The sequence below is a fragment of the Streptomyces sp. NPDC047880 genome, assembly GCF_040706515.1.
Taxonomy (GTDB): domain Bacteria; phylum Actinomycetota; class Actinomycetes; order Streptomycetales; family Streptomycetaceae; genus Streptomyces.
Genome location: NZ_JBEZOK010000014.1, coordinates 88,427 through 103,453, shown reverse-complemented (window position 1 = coordinate 103,453; position 15,027 = coordinate 88,427). Strand labels below are relative to the sequence as shown.

At 70.3% G+C, this 15,027-nt stretch carries 12 protein-coding genes and 1 tRNA gene; 11 read left to right on the top strand and 2 right to left on the bottom strand.

Going from position 1 to position 15,027, the window contains the following annotated elements; genetic code table 11:
• Positions 1-68: 68 nt before the first annotated feature.
• Positions 69-320, top strand: coding sequence for a hypothetical protein (locus AB0937_RS21740; protein WP_366713817.1), 252 nt, complete (start codon positions 69-71; stop codon positions 318-320).
• A gap of 35 nt (positions 321-355) precedes the next feature.
• On the opposite strand, the gene AB0937_RS21735 is transcribed toward AB0937_RS21740, so the two are convergent.
• Entirely contained in the window at positions 356-826 is a 471-nt protein-coding gene (locus AB0937_RS21735; protein WP_366713815.1) for an Asp23/Gls24 family envelope stress response protein, read from the bottom strand.
• A gap of 217 nt (positions 827-1,043) precedes the next feature.
• Between AB0937_RS21735 and AB0937_RS21730 the strand changes: the two genes are divergently transcribed.
• On the top strand, positions 1,044-1,499 hold the full coding sequence (locus AB0937_RS21730; protein WP_366713814.1) for an SHOCT domain-containing protein: 456 nt from the start codon (positions 1,044-1,046) through the stop codon (positions 1,497-1,499).
• A gap of 492 nt (positions 1,500-1,991) precedes the next feature.
• On the opposite strand, the gene AB0937_RS21725 is transcribed toward AB0937_RS21730, so the two are convergent.
• Positions 1,992-2,063: transfer RNA gene (locus tag AB0937_RS21725), tRNA-Arg, on the bottom strand.
• A gap of 115 nt (positions 2,064-2,178) precedes the next feature.
• Between AB0937_RS21725 and AB0937_RS21720 the strand changes: the two genes are divergently transcribed.
• The 9 genes from AB0937_RS21720 to AB0937_RS21680 all read left to right on the top strand — a co-directional run bounded on the left by AB0937_RS21720 (position 2,179) and on the right by AB0937_RS21680 (position 14,957).
• Positions 2,179-2,790: a response regulator gene (locus AB0937_RS21720; protein WP_366713813.1), complete on the top strand. Its 612-nt coding sequence runs from the start codon at positions 2,179-2,181 to the stop codon at positions 2,788-2,790.
• A gap of 185 nt (positions 2,791-2,975) precedes the next feature.
• The gene (gene nrtL, locus AB0937_RS21715; protein ID WP_366713812.1) at positions 2,976-4,022 is read left to right on the top strand and encodes an ArgS-related anticodon-binding protein NrtL; all 1,047 of its coding nucleotides are present in this window, start codon (positions 2,976-2,978) and stop codon (positions 4,020-4,022) included.
• 16 nt (positions 4,023-4,038) lie between these two features.
• On the top strand, positions 4,039-5,430 hold the full coding sequence (lysA, locus tag AB0937_RS21710; RefSeq protein WP_366713811.1) for a diaminopimelate decarboxylase: 1,392 nt from the start codon (positions 4,039-4,041) through the stop codon (positions 5,428-5,430).
• A 155-nt stretch (positions 5,431-5,585) separates the two neighbouring features.
• Entirely contained in the window at positions 5,586-6,878 is a 1,293-nt protein-coding gene (locus AB0937_RS21705; RefSeq protein WP_366713810.1) for a homoserine dehydrogenase, read from the top strand.
• A gap of 6 nt (positions 6,879-6,884) precedes the next feature.
• Positions 6,885-7,943 (top strand): threonine synthase, encoded by a 1,059-nt coding sequence (gene thrC, locus AB0937_RS21700; RefSeq protein ID WP_366713809.1) that lies wholly within the window; start codon positions 6,885-6,887, stop codon positions 7,941-7,943.
• A 360-nt stretch (positions 7,944-8,303) separates the two neighbouring features.
• Positions 8,304-9,233, top strand: coding sequence for a homoserine kinase (gene thrB, locus AB0937_RS21695; RefSeq protein WP_366713808.1), 930 nt, complete (start codon positions 8,304-8,306; stop codon positions 9,231-9,233).
• Between the two features lie 402 nt (positions 9,234-9,635).
• Positions 9,636-11,687, top strand: a complete 2,052-nt coding sequence (gene rho, locus AB0937_RS21690; protein ID WP_366713807.1) for a transcription termination factor Rho — start codon at positions 9,636-9,638, stop codon at positions 11,685-11,687.
• A 139-nt stretch (positions 11,688-11,826) separates the two neighbouring features.
• Positions 11,827-13,614 carry a trypsin-like serine protease gene (locus tag AB0937_RS21685; RefSeq protein ID WP_366713922.1) on the top strand — a complete coding sequence of 596 codons (1,788 nt, stop codon included), beginning with the start codon at positions 11,827-11,829 and terminating at the stop codon, positions 13,612-13,614.
• A gap of 206 nt (positions 13,615-13,820) precedes the next feature.
• Positions 13,821-14,957 (top strand): LCP family protein, encoded by a 1,137-nt coding sequence (locus AB0937_RS21680; protein ID WP_366713806.1) that lies wholly within the window; start codon positions 13,821-13,823, stop codon positions 14,955-14,957.
• The last annotated feature ends 70 nt before the right edge of the window (positions 14,958-15,027 follow it).

Genomic DNA, 15,027 nt, shown 5'->3' with positions numbered 1-15,027 from the left:
CGGCCGGCTTCCGCCGGGGCAGCCACGCGGGGCCGGGGAGCGGGGGAGCCGGGGAGACCGTGGTCGTCATGGACGGCACCCAGGGCGCCGAACCGGCCCGCCGTCTCGACCCCCGGCTCGTCCTGCCCGTGCACTACGGGGACTGCACGGTGAGGCGCTCGCCCCTGTCCGCGTTGCACGCCGAGGCCGACGCGATCGGCCTCGGCGACCGCGTCGGCCCTGCGACCACGGCGACCGCGTCCGCCCGCCGAGCGACCCCGGGGCGGTCCCGAGGTGTACTGAAGGGCGGTCCCGGAGGCGTGACGAGGTGTACTGAATGAAGGTCGTCGCGGAGGTGCCCTGCAGGCCGGTCCGGTCAGGCGACCCGCCTGCCCTCCTGCTCCTCGGACTCGTCCTCCTCGTCCGGCAGGTGGACGTCGCCGACGGCGATGTTGACCTCCACGACCTCCAGTCCGGTCATCCGCTCCACCGCGTTGATGACGTTGGTCCGCACGTCCGCGGCCGTGTCGGCGATGGCGGCGCCGTACTCGACGACCAGATCGAGATCGACGGCGGCCTGGCGCTCGCCCACCTCGACCTTCACCCCCTGGGTGACCCCGCTGCCCCCGCCCGGCACCCGCTGACGGACGGCCCCGAAGGCCCTGGTCATGCTTCCGCCGAGGTTGTGCACCTCGGGAATCTCCCGGGCCGCCATACCGGCGATCTTCGCAACCACCGTGTCCGCGATGGTGGTGCTCCCGCGGGCGCCGGGAGCGCCCCTGCCGCCCTGCGATGGTGCCCCGTCCTGCCTGCCCGCTGTGGTCTTGCGCTGAGTGGTCTCGGTCATGACCGTCACCTCGATGATCGGTGAGGGGGATGAGCAGCGTCGTTCCCCTCCACCGTAGAGCAATGGTGCGAATGGGGCGAAAGTGGCAATTCTCCAGTCCCTGAACCTCACCCTTCACGGGTGAAGCTCCCCCTCTTTGCCGTGGGCACGCTGAGAGCAGCACGCGCCACCGGCCGGGGCCACCCCGCGCCGATCGCGCCCGGAACGGAGGACGAACATGAGCGCGCAGACGTACCTCGCCTACGACTTTCCGCTGTTGAGCGCCTTCTGGACGGTGTTCTGGGTCTTCCTGTGGATCATGTGGTTCGTCCTGCTGTTCCGGATCGTCGTCGACATCTTCCGGGACGACTCCATGAGCGGCTGGGCGAAGGCCGGCTGGCTGGTGTTCTGCTGCGTCCTGCCGTTCCTCGGGGTCTTCATCTACGTGATCGCCCGCGGCAAGAACATGGGCCGCCGCGAGGTCGCCCAGGCACGCGCCCAGCAGGAGGCGTTCGAAAGCTACGTCCGGGAAACCGCCAAGGGCGGCGACACCCGGTCCGGCAGCGTCGACGACCTCGCCAAGCTGTCCGAGATCCGCGCCCGCGGCGACATCACGGACGAGGAGTTCCGCAGGGCGAAGGAACTGGTCCTGGCCGGCGGCCACCCCTCACCGGACGACCTGAGAACGCGGTAGCGAGGCAGGACCGCCACGCACGGAGGACGGCGCGGCACGTCACACAACGAAGGGGCCACCGGCGTGACGGTGTTCGCGCCCACCATGCTGATGGTCACCGGCATCATCGACATCCAGCGCGGCGTGGCGAAGACATCTTCGCCACGCCGCGGACGTACATCTTGACGTTCGACCTGACGGCCCAGGGCTGCATCCACACAGCCCTGGGCGTCGTCGCCCTCGTCGTCAGCTCCGGCCTGTTCGCGGCGTCCACGTGAGCCCGAATCACCGGCGTGGCCAAAGCGGGCCACGTCATCATCGCCAACTCCCTCTCCCGGCCGCACTACCCGGCCTGGCCCATCGTGATGATCGCCGCATCAAGTTTCGTCGTCTGGCGCTGTGCGCAGGAGAAGGGACGAAGCATGAGGCTGCCGGGCACGCAAAAGAGGGCGGAGCCAGTGAAACTGACTCCTGCCCTCTGTCGGCATCCGCCCTGGTCTCAAACCAGACGAGTGCCCCCGGCAGGATTCGAACCTGCGCACACGGCTCCGGAGGCCGTTGCTCTATCCCCTGAGCTACGGGGGCGTGTCGGTCGCGTTGCTCGCGGCGACGGGTAGAACACTACCAGCTCCCATGGGGTGGTCATGAACGGGTTTCCGCTGTCGGGGGCGGGGATGTGAGTCGTTCGTGCGGGGTGGAAGTGGGGAAAACCCGGACGCGATGGCCGGGGCCGACCTACTCTCGAGTTGTGCCAGGCGCGTCGGGTCGGGTGCTTGTTGTGGACGACAACAAGGTCATCCGGCAGTTGATCAGGGTCAACCTCGAGCTGGAGGGGCTGGAGGTCGTGACCGCGGCCGACGGTGCCGAGTGTCTTGAAGTCGTTCACCATGTGCGGCCCGATGTCGTGACCCTCGACGTCGTCATGCCCCGGCTCGATGGGATCCGGACCGCCGCTCGCCTCCGGGCCGACCCGCGGACCCAGGACACGCCCCTCGCCATCGTCAGCGCCTGCGGCCACCACGAGATCGAGGCCGGTCTCGAAGTGGGCGTCGACGCGTTCCTCGCCAAACCCTTCGAGCCTGCCGAACTGGTCCGCATGGTGCGCCAGTTGGTCGATCGGGCCCGCGGCGGGGGGCGTCAGCGCGGTGGCGGCCCCGACCCCGACGGCGGTGGCGGCCATGCGAGGCAACTCGCACAGGGGGCAACGGAGGAGCAGGTGCACGGGCAGGCCGAGGGGCCGACGGTGCACGGGCAGGCCAAGGGGCCGACGAAGGAGCAGGCGAGGGAAGTGGATCTACCCGCCGTGCCGTAGCGGGTACAGCCTGCCGTAGCGGGAAGCAGGCCGTGCCGTAGCGGGAAGCAGGCCGTGCCGTAGCGGGAAACAGCCGTGCCGTAGCGGATGCGAGGGCAGCTCTCGATGAACGGCCGCCGTCCACATCCCGGACCGTACGGAAACCGGCTCGCATACCCACCCCCTCCCTCCCATACGCTTGTCCCGTGACCCCCGCCGAGCTCTCCCGCACCGTGCTGCACGCCGTGCGCCGTGCCGTCGACGAGGGTGAGCTCAGCGTGACCGTGCCGGAGCGGGCCGTGGTCGCTCCGCCGGGGCCGGGGGGCTGTGGCGACTACGCCACCAGCATCGCTCTCCAGCTGGCACGCGCGGCGGGCCGGCCGCCGCGTGACGTGGCCGAGGTCCTGCGGGCGCGGCTCCTCGACGAGCAGCGGTTCGCCGACGTCGTCGTCACCGGGCCCGGCTTCCTCAACGTCAGCCTGCAGGGCACCGCCTCCGGCGACCTGGTCGAGGAGATTTTGCGGCGCGGGCGGCGCTACGGGCACACGGAGAACGGGTTCAGCGGGATCGCCCTCGAGATCTGCTGCCGGGCGGAGGTGCGTGCCGTCGTGGTCACGGACGTCGTTGCCCGTCTGGCGCGCAGCCAGGGGGATGTCGTCCGTGTCTCGTGCACCGGACCGACCGCCCCGGAGTGGAAGTCCGTCCTCGGGGCGGACATCACCACCCGGGGGCCACGTGTCGTCCCCGACCGGTCCGTCACCGTCCAGCCCGTCCCGGCCCCCGCCGACCCCCTGCCGCTCGGCCGGGACGCCGCCCGCTGGGCGCTGCTGCACCCCGCCCCCCACGACCGGCCCCGGATCCCCGGTGACCACCTCGTCCAGCGGGAGACCAACCCCCTCTTCCGCGTCCGGTACGCCCATGCCCGCACCCGGGCCCTCCTGCGCAACGCCGCCGACCTCGGCTTCCACCCCGAGCCCGGTCCCGTGAGCGAAGCGGAAGCGCTGATCGCCGTACTCGGCGACCATCCCCGCGTCCTCGCCGCCACCGCCACGCAGCACACCCCCGACCGCCTGGCCCGGCACCTCATCGCCGTCGCCGATGCCGCGATGCCCCTGCTCCCCGCCGTGCTGCCCCGCGGTGAGGAGAAACCCTCGGCCGCCCATCGTGCCCGGCTCGCGCTCGCCGAAGCCGCCGGGACGGTGCTGGCCGGCGGCCTGTCCCTGCTCGGCATCGACGCACCCGACCACCTCTGAGAGACACGAACAGATCATGAGCCGATCCGCACACCCCGCCGGGCCCCGTCACGCCGATGTCCTTCCCGAGGGCCACTACTCCGCCCCGCCCTCCGACCTCAACGCGCTGGACCCCAAGGTGTGGGCCCAGACCGTGACGCGTGACGACGACGGAGTCGTGACCGTAGGCGGCATTCCCGTCACCCGGCTCGCCGAGGAGTTCGGCACCCCCGCCTACGTCCTCGACGAGGCCGACTTCCGGGCCCGTGCGCGTGCCTGGCGCACCGCTTTCGGGACCGACGCGGACGTCTTCTACGCGGGCAAGGCGTTCCTGTCCCGTGCCGTCGTGCGCTGGCTCCACGAGGAGGGGCTGAACGTCGACGTCTGCTCTGGCGGCGAGCTGGCCACCGCCCTCTCCGCCGGCATGCCCGCCGACCGCATCGCCTTCCACGGCAACAACAAGTCCGTCGGCGAGATCACCCGGGCCGTCGAGGCCGGTGTGGGGCACATCGTGCTCGACTCGTTCCAGGAGATCGTGCGCGTCGCCCACATCGCGCAGGGCCTCGGGAAGCGGCAGAAGGTCCTCATCCGCATCACCGTCGGTGTCGAGGCCCACACCCACGAGTTCATCGCCACGGCCCACGAGGACCAGAAGTTCGGCATCCCGCTGGCCGGCGGGCAGGCCGCCGAGGCCGTACGGCGGGCGCTGCAGCTCGACGGTCTCGAGCTGGTCGGCATCCACAGCCACATCGGGTCGCAGATCTTCGACATGTCCGGGTTCGAGGTGGCCGCCCACCGGGTGGTCGGGCTGCTCAAGGACATCCGCGACGAGCACGGTGTCGAGCTGCCCGAGATCGACCTCGGCGGCGGGCTCGGGATCGCGTACACCAGTGACGACGACCCGCGCGAGCCGCACGAGATCGCCAAGGCGCTCACCGAGATCGTCACCCGCGAGTGCGAGGCCGCGAAGCTGCGCACCCCCCGTATCTCCGTGGAGCCGGGGCGCGCCATCGTCGGGCCGACCGCGTTCACCCTCTACGAGGTCGGCACCGTCAAGCCCCTCGACGGGCTGCGGACCTACGTCTCCGTCGACGGCGGCATGTCGGACAACATCCGCACCGCGTTGTACGACGCCGAGTACAGCGTCGCGCTGGTCTCCCGCACCTCCGACGCCGAGCCGATGCTCGCCCGGGTCGTCGGCAAGCACTGCGAGAGCGGGGACATCGTGGTCAAGGACGCGTTCCTGCCGTCCGACCTGGCACCGGGCGACCTGGTCGCCGTGCCGGCCACCGGCGCGTACTGCCGCTCCATGGCCAGCAACTACAACCACGTGCTGCGCCCGCCGGTCGTCGCCGTCGAGGGCGGTGCGGCCCGGGTGATCGTCCGCCGCGAGACCGAGGAGGACCTGCTGCGTCTGGACGTGGGCTGAGGGACAGAGGCCGAAACGCCGGCGGCGGAAGATCTCCTGTCTTCCACCCCCGTGAAAATGAAATAGACATCTCACGATCCGGACCGGGGGCAGAAACTCCCGTCCGGTGAGTGAGACTGGTTCCACCGTAGACGGTAAAGAGGAAACGAGGTCGGATGATGCGTACGCGTCCGCTGAAGGTGGCGCTGCTGGGCTGTGGAGTGGTCGGCTCAGAGGTGGCGCGCATCATGACGACGCACGCCGACGACCTCACGGCCCGCATCGGGGCCCCGGTGGAACTCGCGGGTGTGGCCGTACGGCGGCCCGACCGGGTGCGCGAGGGCATCGCCCCCGAGCTCGTCACCACCGACGCCACCGCCCTGGTCAAACGCGGCGACATCGACGTCGTGGTCGAGGTCATCGGAGGCATCGAGCCCGCCCGGTCCCTCATCACCACCGCCTTCGAGCACGGCGCCTCCGTCGTCTCCGCCAACAAGGCGCTGCTCGCCCAGGACGGCGCGGCCCTGCACGCCGTCGCCGAGCAGCACGGCAAGGACCTCTACTACGAGGCCGCCGTCGCCGGTGCCATCCCGCTGGTCCGGCCGCTGCGCGAGTCCCTCGCCGGCGACAAGATCAACCGGGTGATGGGCATCGTCAACGGGACCACGAACTTCATCCTCGACAAGATGGACTCGACGGGCGCGGGATACCAGGAGGCCCTCGACGAGGCCACCGCCCTGGGGTACGCCGAGGCCGACCCGACCGCCGACGTCGAGGGTTTCGACGCCGCCGCCAAGGCCGCGATCCTCGCCGGCATCGCCTTCCACACGCGCGTGCGCCTCGACGACGTCTACCGCGAGGGCATGACCGAGGTGACCGCGGCCGACTTCGCCTCCGCGAAGGAGATGGGCTGCACCATCAAGCTGCTCGCCATCTGCGAGCGGGCCGAGGACGGGCAGTCCGTCACCGCGCGCGTGCACCCCGCGATGATCCCGCTGAGCCACCCGCTGGCCTCCGTCCGCGGCGCCTACAACGCCGTCTTCGTCGAGTCGGACGCCGCCGGTCAGCTCATGTTCTACGGTCCCGGTGCGGGCGGTTCCCCCACCGCCTCGGCCGTCCTCGGCGATCTCGTCGCCGTCTGCCGCAACCGGATCGGCGGCGCGACCGGACCGGGCGAGTCCGCCTACGCCGCACTGCCGGTGTCCCCGATGGGCGACGTCGTCACGCGGTACCACATCAGCCTCGACGTAGCTGACAAACCGGGTGTTCTCGCCCAGGTCGCGACCGTCTTCGCCGAGCACGGAGTCTCGATCGATACGGTTCGCCAGTCGGGGAAGGACGGCGAGGCCTCCCTCGTCGTCGTCACGCACCGTGCGTCCGACGCCGCCCTCACCGGGACCGTCGAGGCGTTGCGCAAGCTCGACACCGTGCGTGGTGTCGCCAGCATCATGCGGGTTGAAGGAGAGTAACCAGCAATGACCCACCAGTGGCGCGGAATCATCGAGGAGTACCGGGACAGGCTGCCGGTATCCGACAGCACGCCGGTCGTGACGCTCCGTGAGGGCGGTACGCCCCTCGTCCCCGCGCAGGTGCTCTCCGAGCGCACGGGCTGCGAGGTCCACCTCAAGGTGGAGGGTGCGAACCCCACCGGGTCCTTCAAGGACCGCGGCATGACCATGGCCATCACCCGGGCCAAGGAGGAGGGGGCGAAGGCGGTCATCTGCGCCTCCACCGGCAACACGTCGGCCTCCGCCGCCGCGTACGCCGTGCGGGCCGGGATGGTCTGTGCGGTGCTCGTGCCGCAGGGCAAGATCGCCCTCGGCAAGATGGGGCAGGCCCTCGTGCACGGCGCGAAGATCCTCCAGGTCGACGGCAACTTCGACGACTGCCTGACACTGGCGCGCGGCCTGAGCGACAACTACCCCGTGGCACTGGTCAATTCGGTCAACCCGGTCCGTATCGAGGGTCAGAAGACGGCCGCCTTCGAGATCGTGGACATGCTCGGCGACGCGCCCGACATCCACGTCCTGCCCGTCGGCAACGCGGGCAACATCACGGCCTATTGGAAGGGCTACACGGAGTACGCCCGCGACGGCGTGGCGAGCCGGAAGCCCCGGATGTGGGGTTTTCAGGCCTCCGGCAGTGCCCCGATCGTGCGCGGCGAGGTCGTCAAGGACCCCTCGACCATCGCCACGGCCATCCGCATCGGCAACCCGGCCTCCTGGCAGTTCGCGCTCGCCGCGCGGGACGAGTCGGGCGGTGCCATCGACGAGGTGACGGACCGTGAGATCCTGCGCGCCTACCGGCTGTTGGCGTCGCAGGAGGGCGTCTTCGTCGAGCCGGCGTCGGCCGCGTCCGTCGCCGGTCTGCTGAAGGCCGCCGAGCAGGGCAAGGTCGACCCGGGGCAGCGGATCGTGTGCACCGTCACCGGCAACGGGCTGAAGGATCCCGACTGGGCCGTCGCCGGTGCCCCGCAGCCGGTCACCGTACCCGTCGACTCCGCGGCCGCGGCGGAGCGCCTGGGTCTCGCCTGACGGCGCTCGAACCGGCCTGACGTGCGCCTATGCACCGAGCGCCGGTGCTGCGCCCGACATGGTCCGGCGTAAGACCGCGCCTGCCGGGGGAAGTTCCCTACGGGGGGTGCACAGGGGGCTTACGACACGCATCGTGCGCCTCCTGTGCGCCCTATGTCGCCACAGAACCTTCCTTCGATAGGCTGTACTGAACCCGCCCGCCGCATATGCCTCCGCATGAGCAGGGCGCCGCGCCGTCTCCGCGGCCGGGCAGCGGCCGGCCGTCCCGGTCGGCAGCGGCCCCCAGGGTTCTCGTACGCCATCGAATGTCCACTGAACGTCATTCGACAATCACCGCAGCTCAAGGAGAGTCATCGAGCGATGGCCGGTCCAGCGTTCCGCGCCGCCGCCGTCCGGGTGCGCGTCCCCGCCACCAGCGCCAACCTCGGCCCGGGCTTCGACGCCCTCGGCCTCGCGCTGGGCTTGTACGACGACGTGGTCGTCCGGGTGGCCGACTCCGGGCTGCACATCGACATCGCGGGTGAGGGAAGCGAAACGCTCCCGCGCGACGAGAAGCACCTGCTCGTCCGTTCCCTGCGCACCGCCTTCGACCTGCTCGGCGGACAACCGCGCGGTCTGGAGATCGTCTGCGCCAACCGCATTCCGCACGGACGGGGCCTCGGCTCGTCCTCGGCCGCCATCTGCGCCGGGATCGTCGCCGCCCGCGCCGTGACCATAGGGGCCGACGCCAAGCTCGACGACACCGCGCTGCTGGAGCTCGCCACCGAGATCGAGGGCCACCCCGACAACGTCGCCGCGTGCCTGCTGGGCGGCTTCACGCTGTCCTGGATGGAGGGCGGCGCGGCGCGCGCGATCAGGATGGACCCCTCGGATTCCATCGTTCCGGTGGTTTTCGTCCCCGGAAAGCCGGTACTCACGGAGACGGCGCGCGGCCTGCTCCCGCGCACCGTCCCGCACGTCGACGCCGCCGCCAACGCCGGCCGGGCCGCCCTGCTCGTCGAGGCCCTGACGCGCCGCCCCGAACTGCTGCTGCCGGCCACCGAGGACCGCCTGCACCAGGAGTACCGCGCCCCCGCCATGCCCGAGAGCGCGGCACTGGTGGAGCGGCTGCGGGGCGACGGCATCCCCGCGGTCATCTCCGGGGCCGGGCCGACGGTCATGGCGCTGGCCGACGCGGAGACCGCCGACAAGGTCGAGGCCCTGGCGGGCGCGGACTGGGCCGCGAACCGGCTGCGCCTGGACCAGCGGGGCGCGAGCGTGCTGCCGCTCGCGACCTCCGGTGACATCTGAAAGCGCTCGATTACCGGATTTCGAGAGGGGGAATGTTTGTTGGATCCGGTAGTGTTAACCTCAAGTCTGCACCCGACCCCACCATGGCGAGGTGCCTCGTGTCCCCGTCCGGGACAGACATTCTTCCGGGAGCCCCCCAAGCCGCACTGTGTTCCGTACGTCGGACCGTACGCCGTACGAGGACACTGAGCGGGGCGCAGGGCACGCTCCGGAACCGGTGCGACCACGCCGCGTGACACTGACACTGAGTGCCACGGCTCAAGGAAGCGCCATCACCAGATTCCTCCGCCGCTTAGGCGGACCACCGCCCCGGCACGGTTCACACCACACGGACCGAAGCCGGACAGCACAACCGGTCGCCGAGCCAGACAGGCCGACGTCCGCTCCAGGGAAGGACCCTTCGTGAGCGACACCACCGATCTGATGGGCGCACGTGTCGAGGAGACCGCTGCCGCGCCCGCCACGGACGCCTCCGCGCCTGCCACCGGTGCCGGCTCCCGGCGGCGCCGCGGTACCGGCCTCGAGGGCATGGTGCTGGCCGAGCTGCAGCAGGTCGCATCCGGCCTCGGCATCAGGGGCACCGCGCGTATGCGCAAGAGCCAGCTGATCGAGGTCATCAAGGAGGCGCAGGCGTCCGGCGGCGCCGCTCCGGCCGCGAAGGCCGACGCCCCCGCCGAGACCAAGCCCAAGCGCCGCGCCACCTCGCGGACCCGTACGGGCGACAACGCCGAGAAGGCGGACAAGAAGGCGGACGCGAAGGAGGCCTCCCCGGCCCCCGCGGACCAGGCCGAAAAGGCCGTGGCCCAGCAGCAGATCGAGATCCCCGGCCAGCCGGCCGGCGGCCCCTCCCGCGACGGGTCGCGCGCGAGCGCGGGCGAGGACGCGCCCGAGCGCCGTCGCCGCCGGGCCACCGCCGAGGCCGGAGCCCCGGCTTCCGCCACGGAGACCGTCGTCGCCGAGGCGAAGAACGACACCAAGGCCGAGACGCAGTCGCAGAACAACGACGCCAAGTCCGACGGCGGTGACGGCGGTGAGGGCCGTCGTCGCGACCGCCGTGACCGCGGCGACCGCGGCGACCGTGGTGACCGCGGAGGCCGGGACCGTGACCGCCGTGGCGGCAAGGGCGACGACCAGCAGGGCGGCGGCCAGCGCGGCCAGCAGCAGAACCAGCAGGGCGGCGGCCGCCAGGACCGCGGCCAGCAGGACGACGACGACTTCGAGGGCGGCCGTCGTGGCCGTCGCGGCCGCTACCGCGACCGCCGTGGCCGTCGTGGCCGCGACGACATGGCCACCGAGCCGCAGATCAACGAGGACGACGTCCTGATCCCCGTCGCGGGCATCCTCGACATCCTCGACAACTACGCGTTCATCCGGACCTCCGGCTACCTGCCCGGTCCGAACGACGTGTACGTCTCCCTCGCCCAGGTCCGCAAGAACGGCCTGCGCAAGGGCGACCACATCACCGGTGCGGTCCGTCAGCCCAAGGAGGGCGAGCGCCGCGAGAAGTTCAACGCGCTGGTCCGCCTGGACTCCGTCAACGGCATGGCCCCCGAACACGGCCGCGGCCGCCCGGAGTTCAACAAGCTCACCCCGCTGTACCCGCAGGACCGCCTCCGCCTGGAGACGGACCCGGGCGTGCTCACCACCCGCATCATCGACCTCGTGTCGCCGATCGGTAAGGGCCAGCGCGGTCTGATCGTGGCCCCGCCGAAGACCGGCAAGACCATGATCATGCAGGCGATCGCCAACGCGATCACGCACAACAACCCCGAGTGCCACCTGATGGTCGTCCTCGTCGACGAGCGTCCGGAAGAGGTCACCGACATGCAGCGGTCGGTGAAGGGCGAGGTCATCTCCTCGACCTTCGACCGCCCCGCCGAGGACCACACCACGGTCGCGGAGCTCGCCATCGAGCGCGCCAAGCGCCTGGTGGAGCTGGGTCACGACGTGGTCGTGCTGCTCGACTCGATCACCCGTCTGGGCCGTGCGTACAACCTCGCCGCCCCGGCCTCCGGCCGCATCCTGTCCGGTGGTGTCGACTCGACCGCCCTGTACCCGCCGAAGCGCTTCTTCGGTGCGGCCCGCAACATCGAGGACGGCGGTTCGCTGACCATCCTCGCCACCGCGCTGGTGGACACCGGGTCCCGCATGGACGAGGTGATCTTCGAGGAGTTCAAGGGCACCGGCAACGCCGAGCTCAAGCTCGACCGGAAGCTCGCCGACAAGCGCATCTTCCCGGCGGTGGACGTCGACGCGTCCGGCACCCGTAAGGAAGAGATCCTGCTGGCCCCCGACGAGCTCGCCATCGTCTGGAAGCTGCGCCGGGTGCTGCACGCCCTCGACCAGCAGCAGGCGGTCGAGCTGCTGCTCGACAAGATGAAGCAGACGAAGTCGAACGCCGAGTTCCTGATGCAGATCCAGAAGACCACCCCGACGCCGGGCAACGGCGACTGAGGTACGTCGGCTGAGGCAAGCACCGCACAAGAGGGCCGCTCCCCGAACCGGGGGCGGCCCTCTGTGCTGTTCGTGTGCGGGTAGGATCACGCTCTCTTCGAACTTGTGATCCCGAGGGGGGACATACGTGGGTACACCCATGCCCGGGGGCGGTCGTCACAGACGCCGGATACGCATCGCACTGCCCGTCGCCGCGGCGGGTGTCGCCGCCGCCGTCGCCGGCGCGCTGCTGACGACGTCCGCCGACGCGGCCACCCCGCTGCCGCAGCCGACGGTCAAGCCCGCCGTCAGCTCGCCGTCGCTCGCCGAGCTGGAGAAGCGCGTCGCGGGCGCCATGGCCGGTGACGACGTCGCCGGCAAGACGAGCAAGTCCTCGCTCACCGCGGGCACCGTCGCCGGTAGCATCGACCCCAAGATCATCGGTGGCAACGAGACCACCATCAGCACGGCCCCGTGGATGGCGCAGCTCCACTACTACGACGACCGGGGCACCTCCGGCACCAGCGACGACATCGGCTTCTTCTGCGGCGGCGCCGTCGTCGCGCCGACGAAGATCCTCACCGCCGCGCACTGCGTCAAGGGCTACAACTGGAACGCCAACGGCGCCGTCATCACCGGCACCTCCCAGCTGCCCTCCGCCGACGGCACCGACCTGCACGGCGGCACCGTCACCGGCGTCTGGCGGCAGTGGAACCACCCGTCGTACAGCGCGACGACCATCGACAACGACATCGCGGTGCTGACCCTGCCCGTCCCGGTCAAGGCCACCCCGATCCGCATGACGACGTCCGGCGACACCACGTCGTACCAGGCCGGCACCAGTGCCAAGGTCTACGGCTGGGGCCGCACCAGCTCCACCAGCGACGACATCTCCGAGACGCTGAAGACGGCCACGCTGCCCATGCAGTCCGACACGACGTGCTCCGGTGCGTACGGCGCCGACTTCGTCAAGGGCCACATGGTCTGCGCGGGCAAGCCCGCCACCGGCAGCGACACCGGCACCGTCTCGGCCTGCAACGGCGACTCCGGCGGCCCCCTGGTCGTCAACAACCGGATCGTCGGTGTCGTGTCCTGGGGTGTGACCGACTGCGTCGCCAAGGGCGCGTACAGCGTCTTCAGCAAGGTCAGCACGTACGTGGGCGCCGCCTACCCGCGCCTCGACGACACCAACATCAGCGGTGACCACAAGGCTGACCTGTGGGTGCGCAACGCCTCCACCAAGACCGGCTACTCCAAGGACTCCAACGGCACGTCGTTCGCCGCCCGCCAGTCCTGGGGCAACTGGGACGGCGTCAACGTCGTCCTGCAGACCGACCTCGACCGCGACGGATACCAGGACCTGGTCTACCGGCGCAGCAGCGACGGGGACGTCTTCTGGACGCACTACGTCATCTCCAGTGGCAGCTGGAGCACCAAGCAGATCGCCGACAACTGGAAGACCCGCACCCGGATCATCACCCCCGGTGACGTCACCGGCGACTACCTGCCCGACCTGCTCTCGGTCGACTCGGCGGGCGTGATGTGGATCTACCCGGGCAAGGGCAACGGCACCTTCGCGTCCCGCGTGCAGGTCGGCTCCGGCTGGAACCAGTACAACTCCGTGCGGGGCAAGGGCGACTTCAACGGGGACGGCAAGACCGACCTGATCGCCCGCAGCAAGTCCGGCAGCTACCTCTACCTGTACAAGGGCACCGGCAAGGCCGGCTCGGGCGCGTTCTCGGCCCGGGTCAAGGTGCGCACATGGGACGGTTACAACGCCTTCGACGCGCCCGGTGACGTCACCGGCGACGGCAAGGCCGACTTCCTCGCCCGCACCCCCGGCGGCACGCTCTACCTGTACGCCGGCACCGGCAAGGGGACCAGCGAGATCTTCACCACACGCAAGTCCGTCGGCACCGATTTCAAGCAGTACGACATCTTCGGCTGAAATTGCAGGTGAGTGGGGTACATCCCGCCGCGCCGAACACGCACTGTGCCCACCGTCGTACACGGTGGGCACAGTCCGTTGTGCAACCCTTTCCCGAGTTTCCCCGTCTGACCTGGTGGGGCGACGATAGTGCGAGGAAGGTTCATTTCGGCCACGCCTGGCACTGACCGCAGGGGGTAAGCGACCGTAGAAGAGCTGAGGAGTACATGTCTGCCGAGAGCACGCCGGATCCGGGCATACCGGGAAGTAACGGCACCGACGGAGCGCGCGACCGCGGCAAGGGCCGGCGGCGCAAGCCCCCGAGACGCCGCAAAGGCCTGATGATCACGGCCTGGACCACCGCGGGCATCGTCGTGCTGGGTGGCGCCGGAGCCGGTTACCTGTACTTCAAGCTCAACGGCAACCTCAAGAGCGTCGACATCGACCAGGCTCTCGGCACGGACCGGCCCAAGAAGGCCGACAACGGCTCCGAGAACATCCTCGTCCTCGGCTCCGACACCCGCGCCGGAGGCAACAAGAAGCTCGGCGGCGGCACCGACGACGGCAGCGCTCGCTCCGACACGGCGATGATCGTGCACATCTACAAGGGCCACAAGAAGGCCAGTGTCGTCTCCATCCCGCGCGACACCCTGATCGACCGCCCCTCCTGCACGGACACCCAGGGCGACGACCACCCCGCCGCCCAGAGCGTGATGTTCAACTCCGCGTACTCCACCGGCGGGGCCGCCTGTGCCGTGAAGACCGTCGAGTCGATCACCGACCTGCGCATGGACCACTACCTGGAGGTCGACTTCGCCGGCTTCCAGAAGCTCATCGACGACCTCGGCGGCGTCGAGATCACCACGACCAAGGGCATCGACGACCCCGACAGCCACCTGAAGCTGAAGGCCGGCACCCACACGCTCGACGGCAGGCAGGCCCTCGGCCTGGTCCGCACCAGGCACGGTGTCGGCGACGGCTCCGACCTGGGCCGCATCCAGCTCCAGCAGGCCTTCATCAAGGCCCTGGTCAACCAGATCAAGGACGTCGGCGTCTTCTCGAACCCGAAGAAGCTGCTCGACCTCGCGGAAACCGCGACCAAGACGGTGACGGCGGACTCCGACCTCGGTACGGTCAACAAGCTCGCGTCCTTCGCGAACGGCCTCAAGAGCATCAGCCCGTCCCAGATGCACATGGTCACGATGCCGGTGGCCTACGACCCGGCCGACCCCAACCGCGTCCTCCTCCAGAAGAAGAAGGCCGACCAGATCTGGAAGGCCCTGGAGAACGACAAGCCGATCCCGAAGTCGGCCACGTCGGGCTCGGCGACAGGTGAGGCCAAGGGTGTCGTGACCGCACCCTGACGGCACGTCCCCAAGGGACGCGGGGAACCGCGCGAACACCCCCACCGGCCCGCGGGGGAATAGATCACAA

Bases quoted from the DNA above. Each gene is read 5' to 3' on its own strand.
- AB0937_RS21705 (WP_366713810.1), top strand. From the start codon at position 5,586: ATGATGCGTACGCGTCCGCTGAAGGTGGCGCTGCTGGGCTGTGGAGTG.
- AB0937_RS21685 (WP_366713922.1), top strand. From the start codon at position 11,827: ATGCCCGGGGGCGGTCGTCACAGACGCCGGATACGCATCGCACTGCCC.
- AB0937_RS21680 (WP_366713806.1), top strand. From the start codon at position 13,821: ATGTCTGCCGAGAGCACGCCGGATCCGGGCATACCGGGAAGTAACGGC.
- AB0937_RS21735 (WP_366713815.1), bottom strand. From the start codon at position 826: ATGACCGAGACCACTCAGCGCAAGACCACAGCGGGCAGGCAGGACGGG.
- lysA (WP_366713811.1), top strand. From the start codon at position 4,039: ATGAGCCGATCCGCACACCCCGCCGGGCCCCGTCACGCCGATGTCCTT.
- AB0937_RS21740 (WP_366713817.1), top strand. From the start codon at position 69: ATGGACGGCACCCAGGGCGCCGAACCGGCCCGCCGTCTCGACCCCCGG.
- thrB (WP_366713808.1), top strand. From the start codon at position 8,304: ATGGCCGGTCCAGCGTTCCGCGCCGCCGCCGTCCGGGTGCGCGTCCCC.
- thrC (WP_366713809.1), top strand. From the start codon at position 6,885: ATGACCCACCAGTGGCGCGGAATCATCGAGGAGTACCGGGACAGGCTG.
- AB0937_RS21730 (WP_366713814.1), top strand. From the start codon at position 1,044: ATGAGCGCGCAGACGTACCTCGCCTACGACTTTCCGCTGTTGAGCGCC.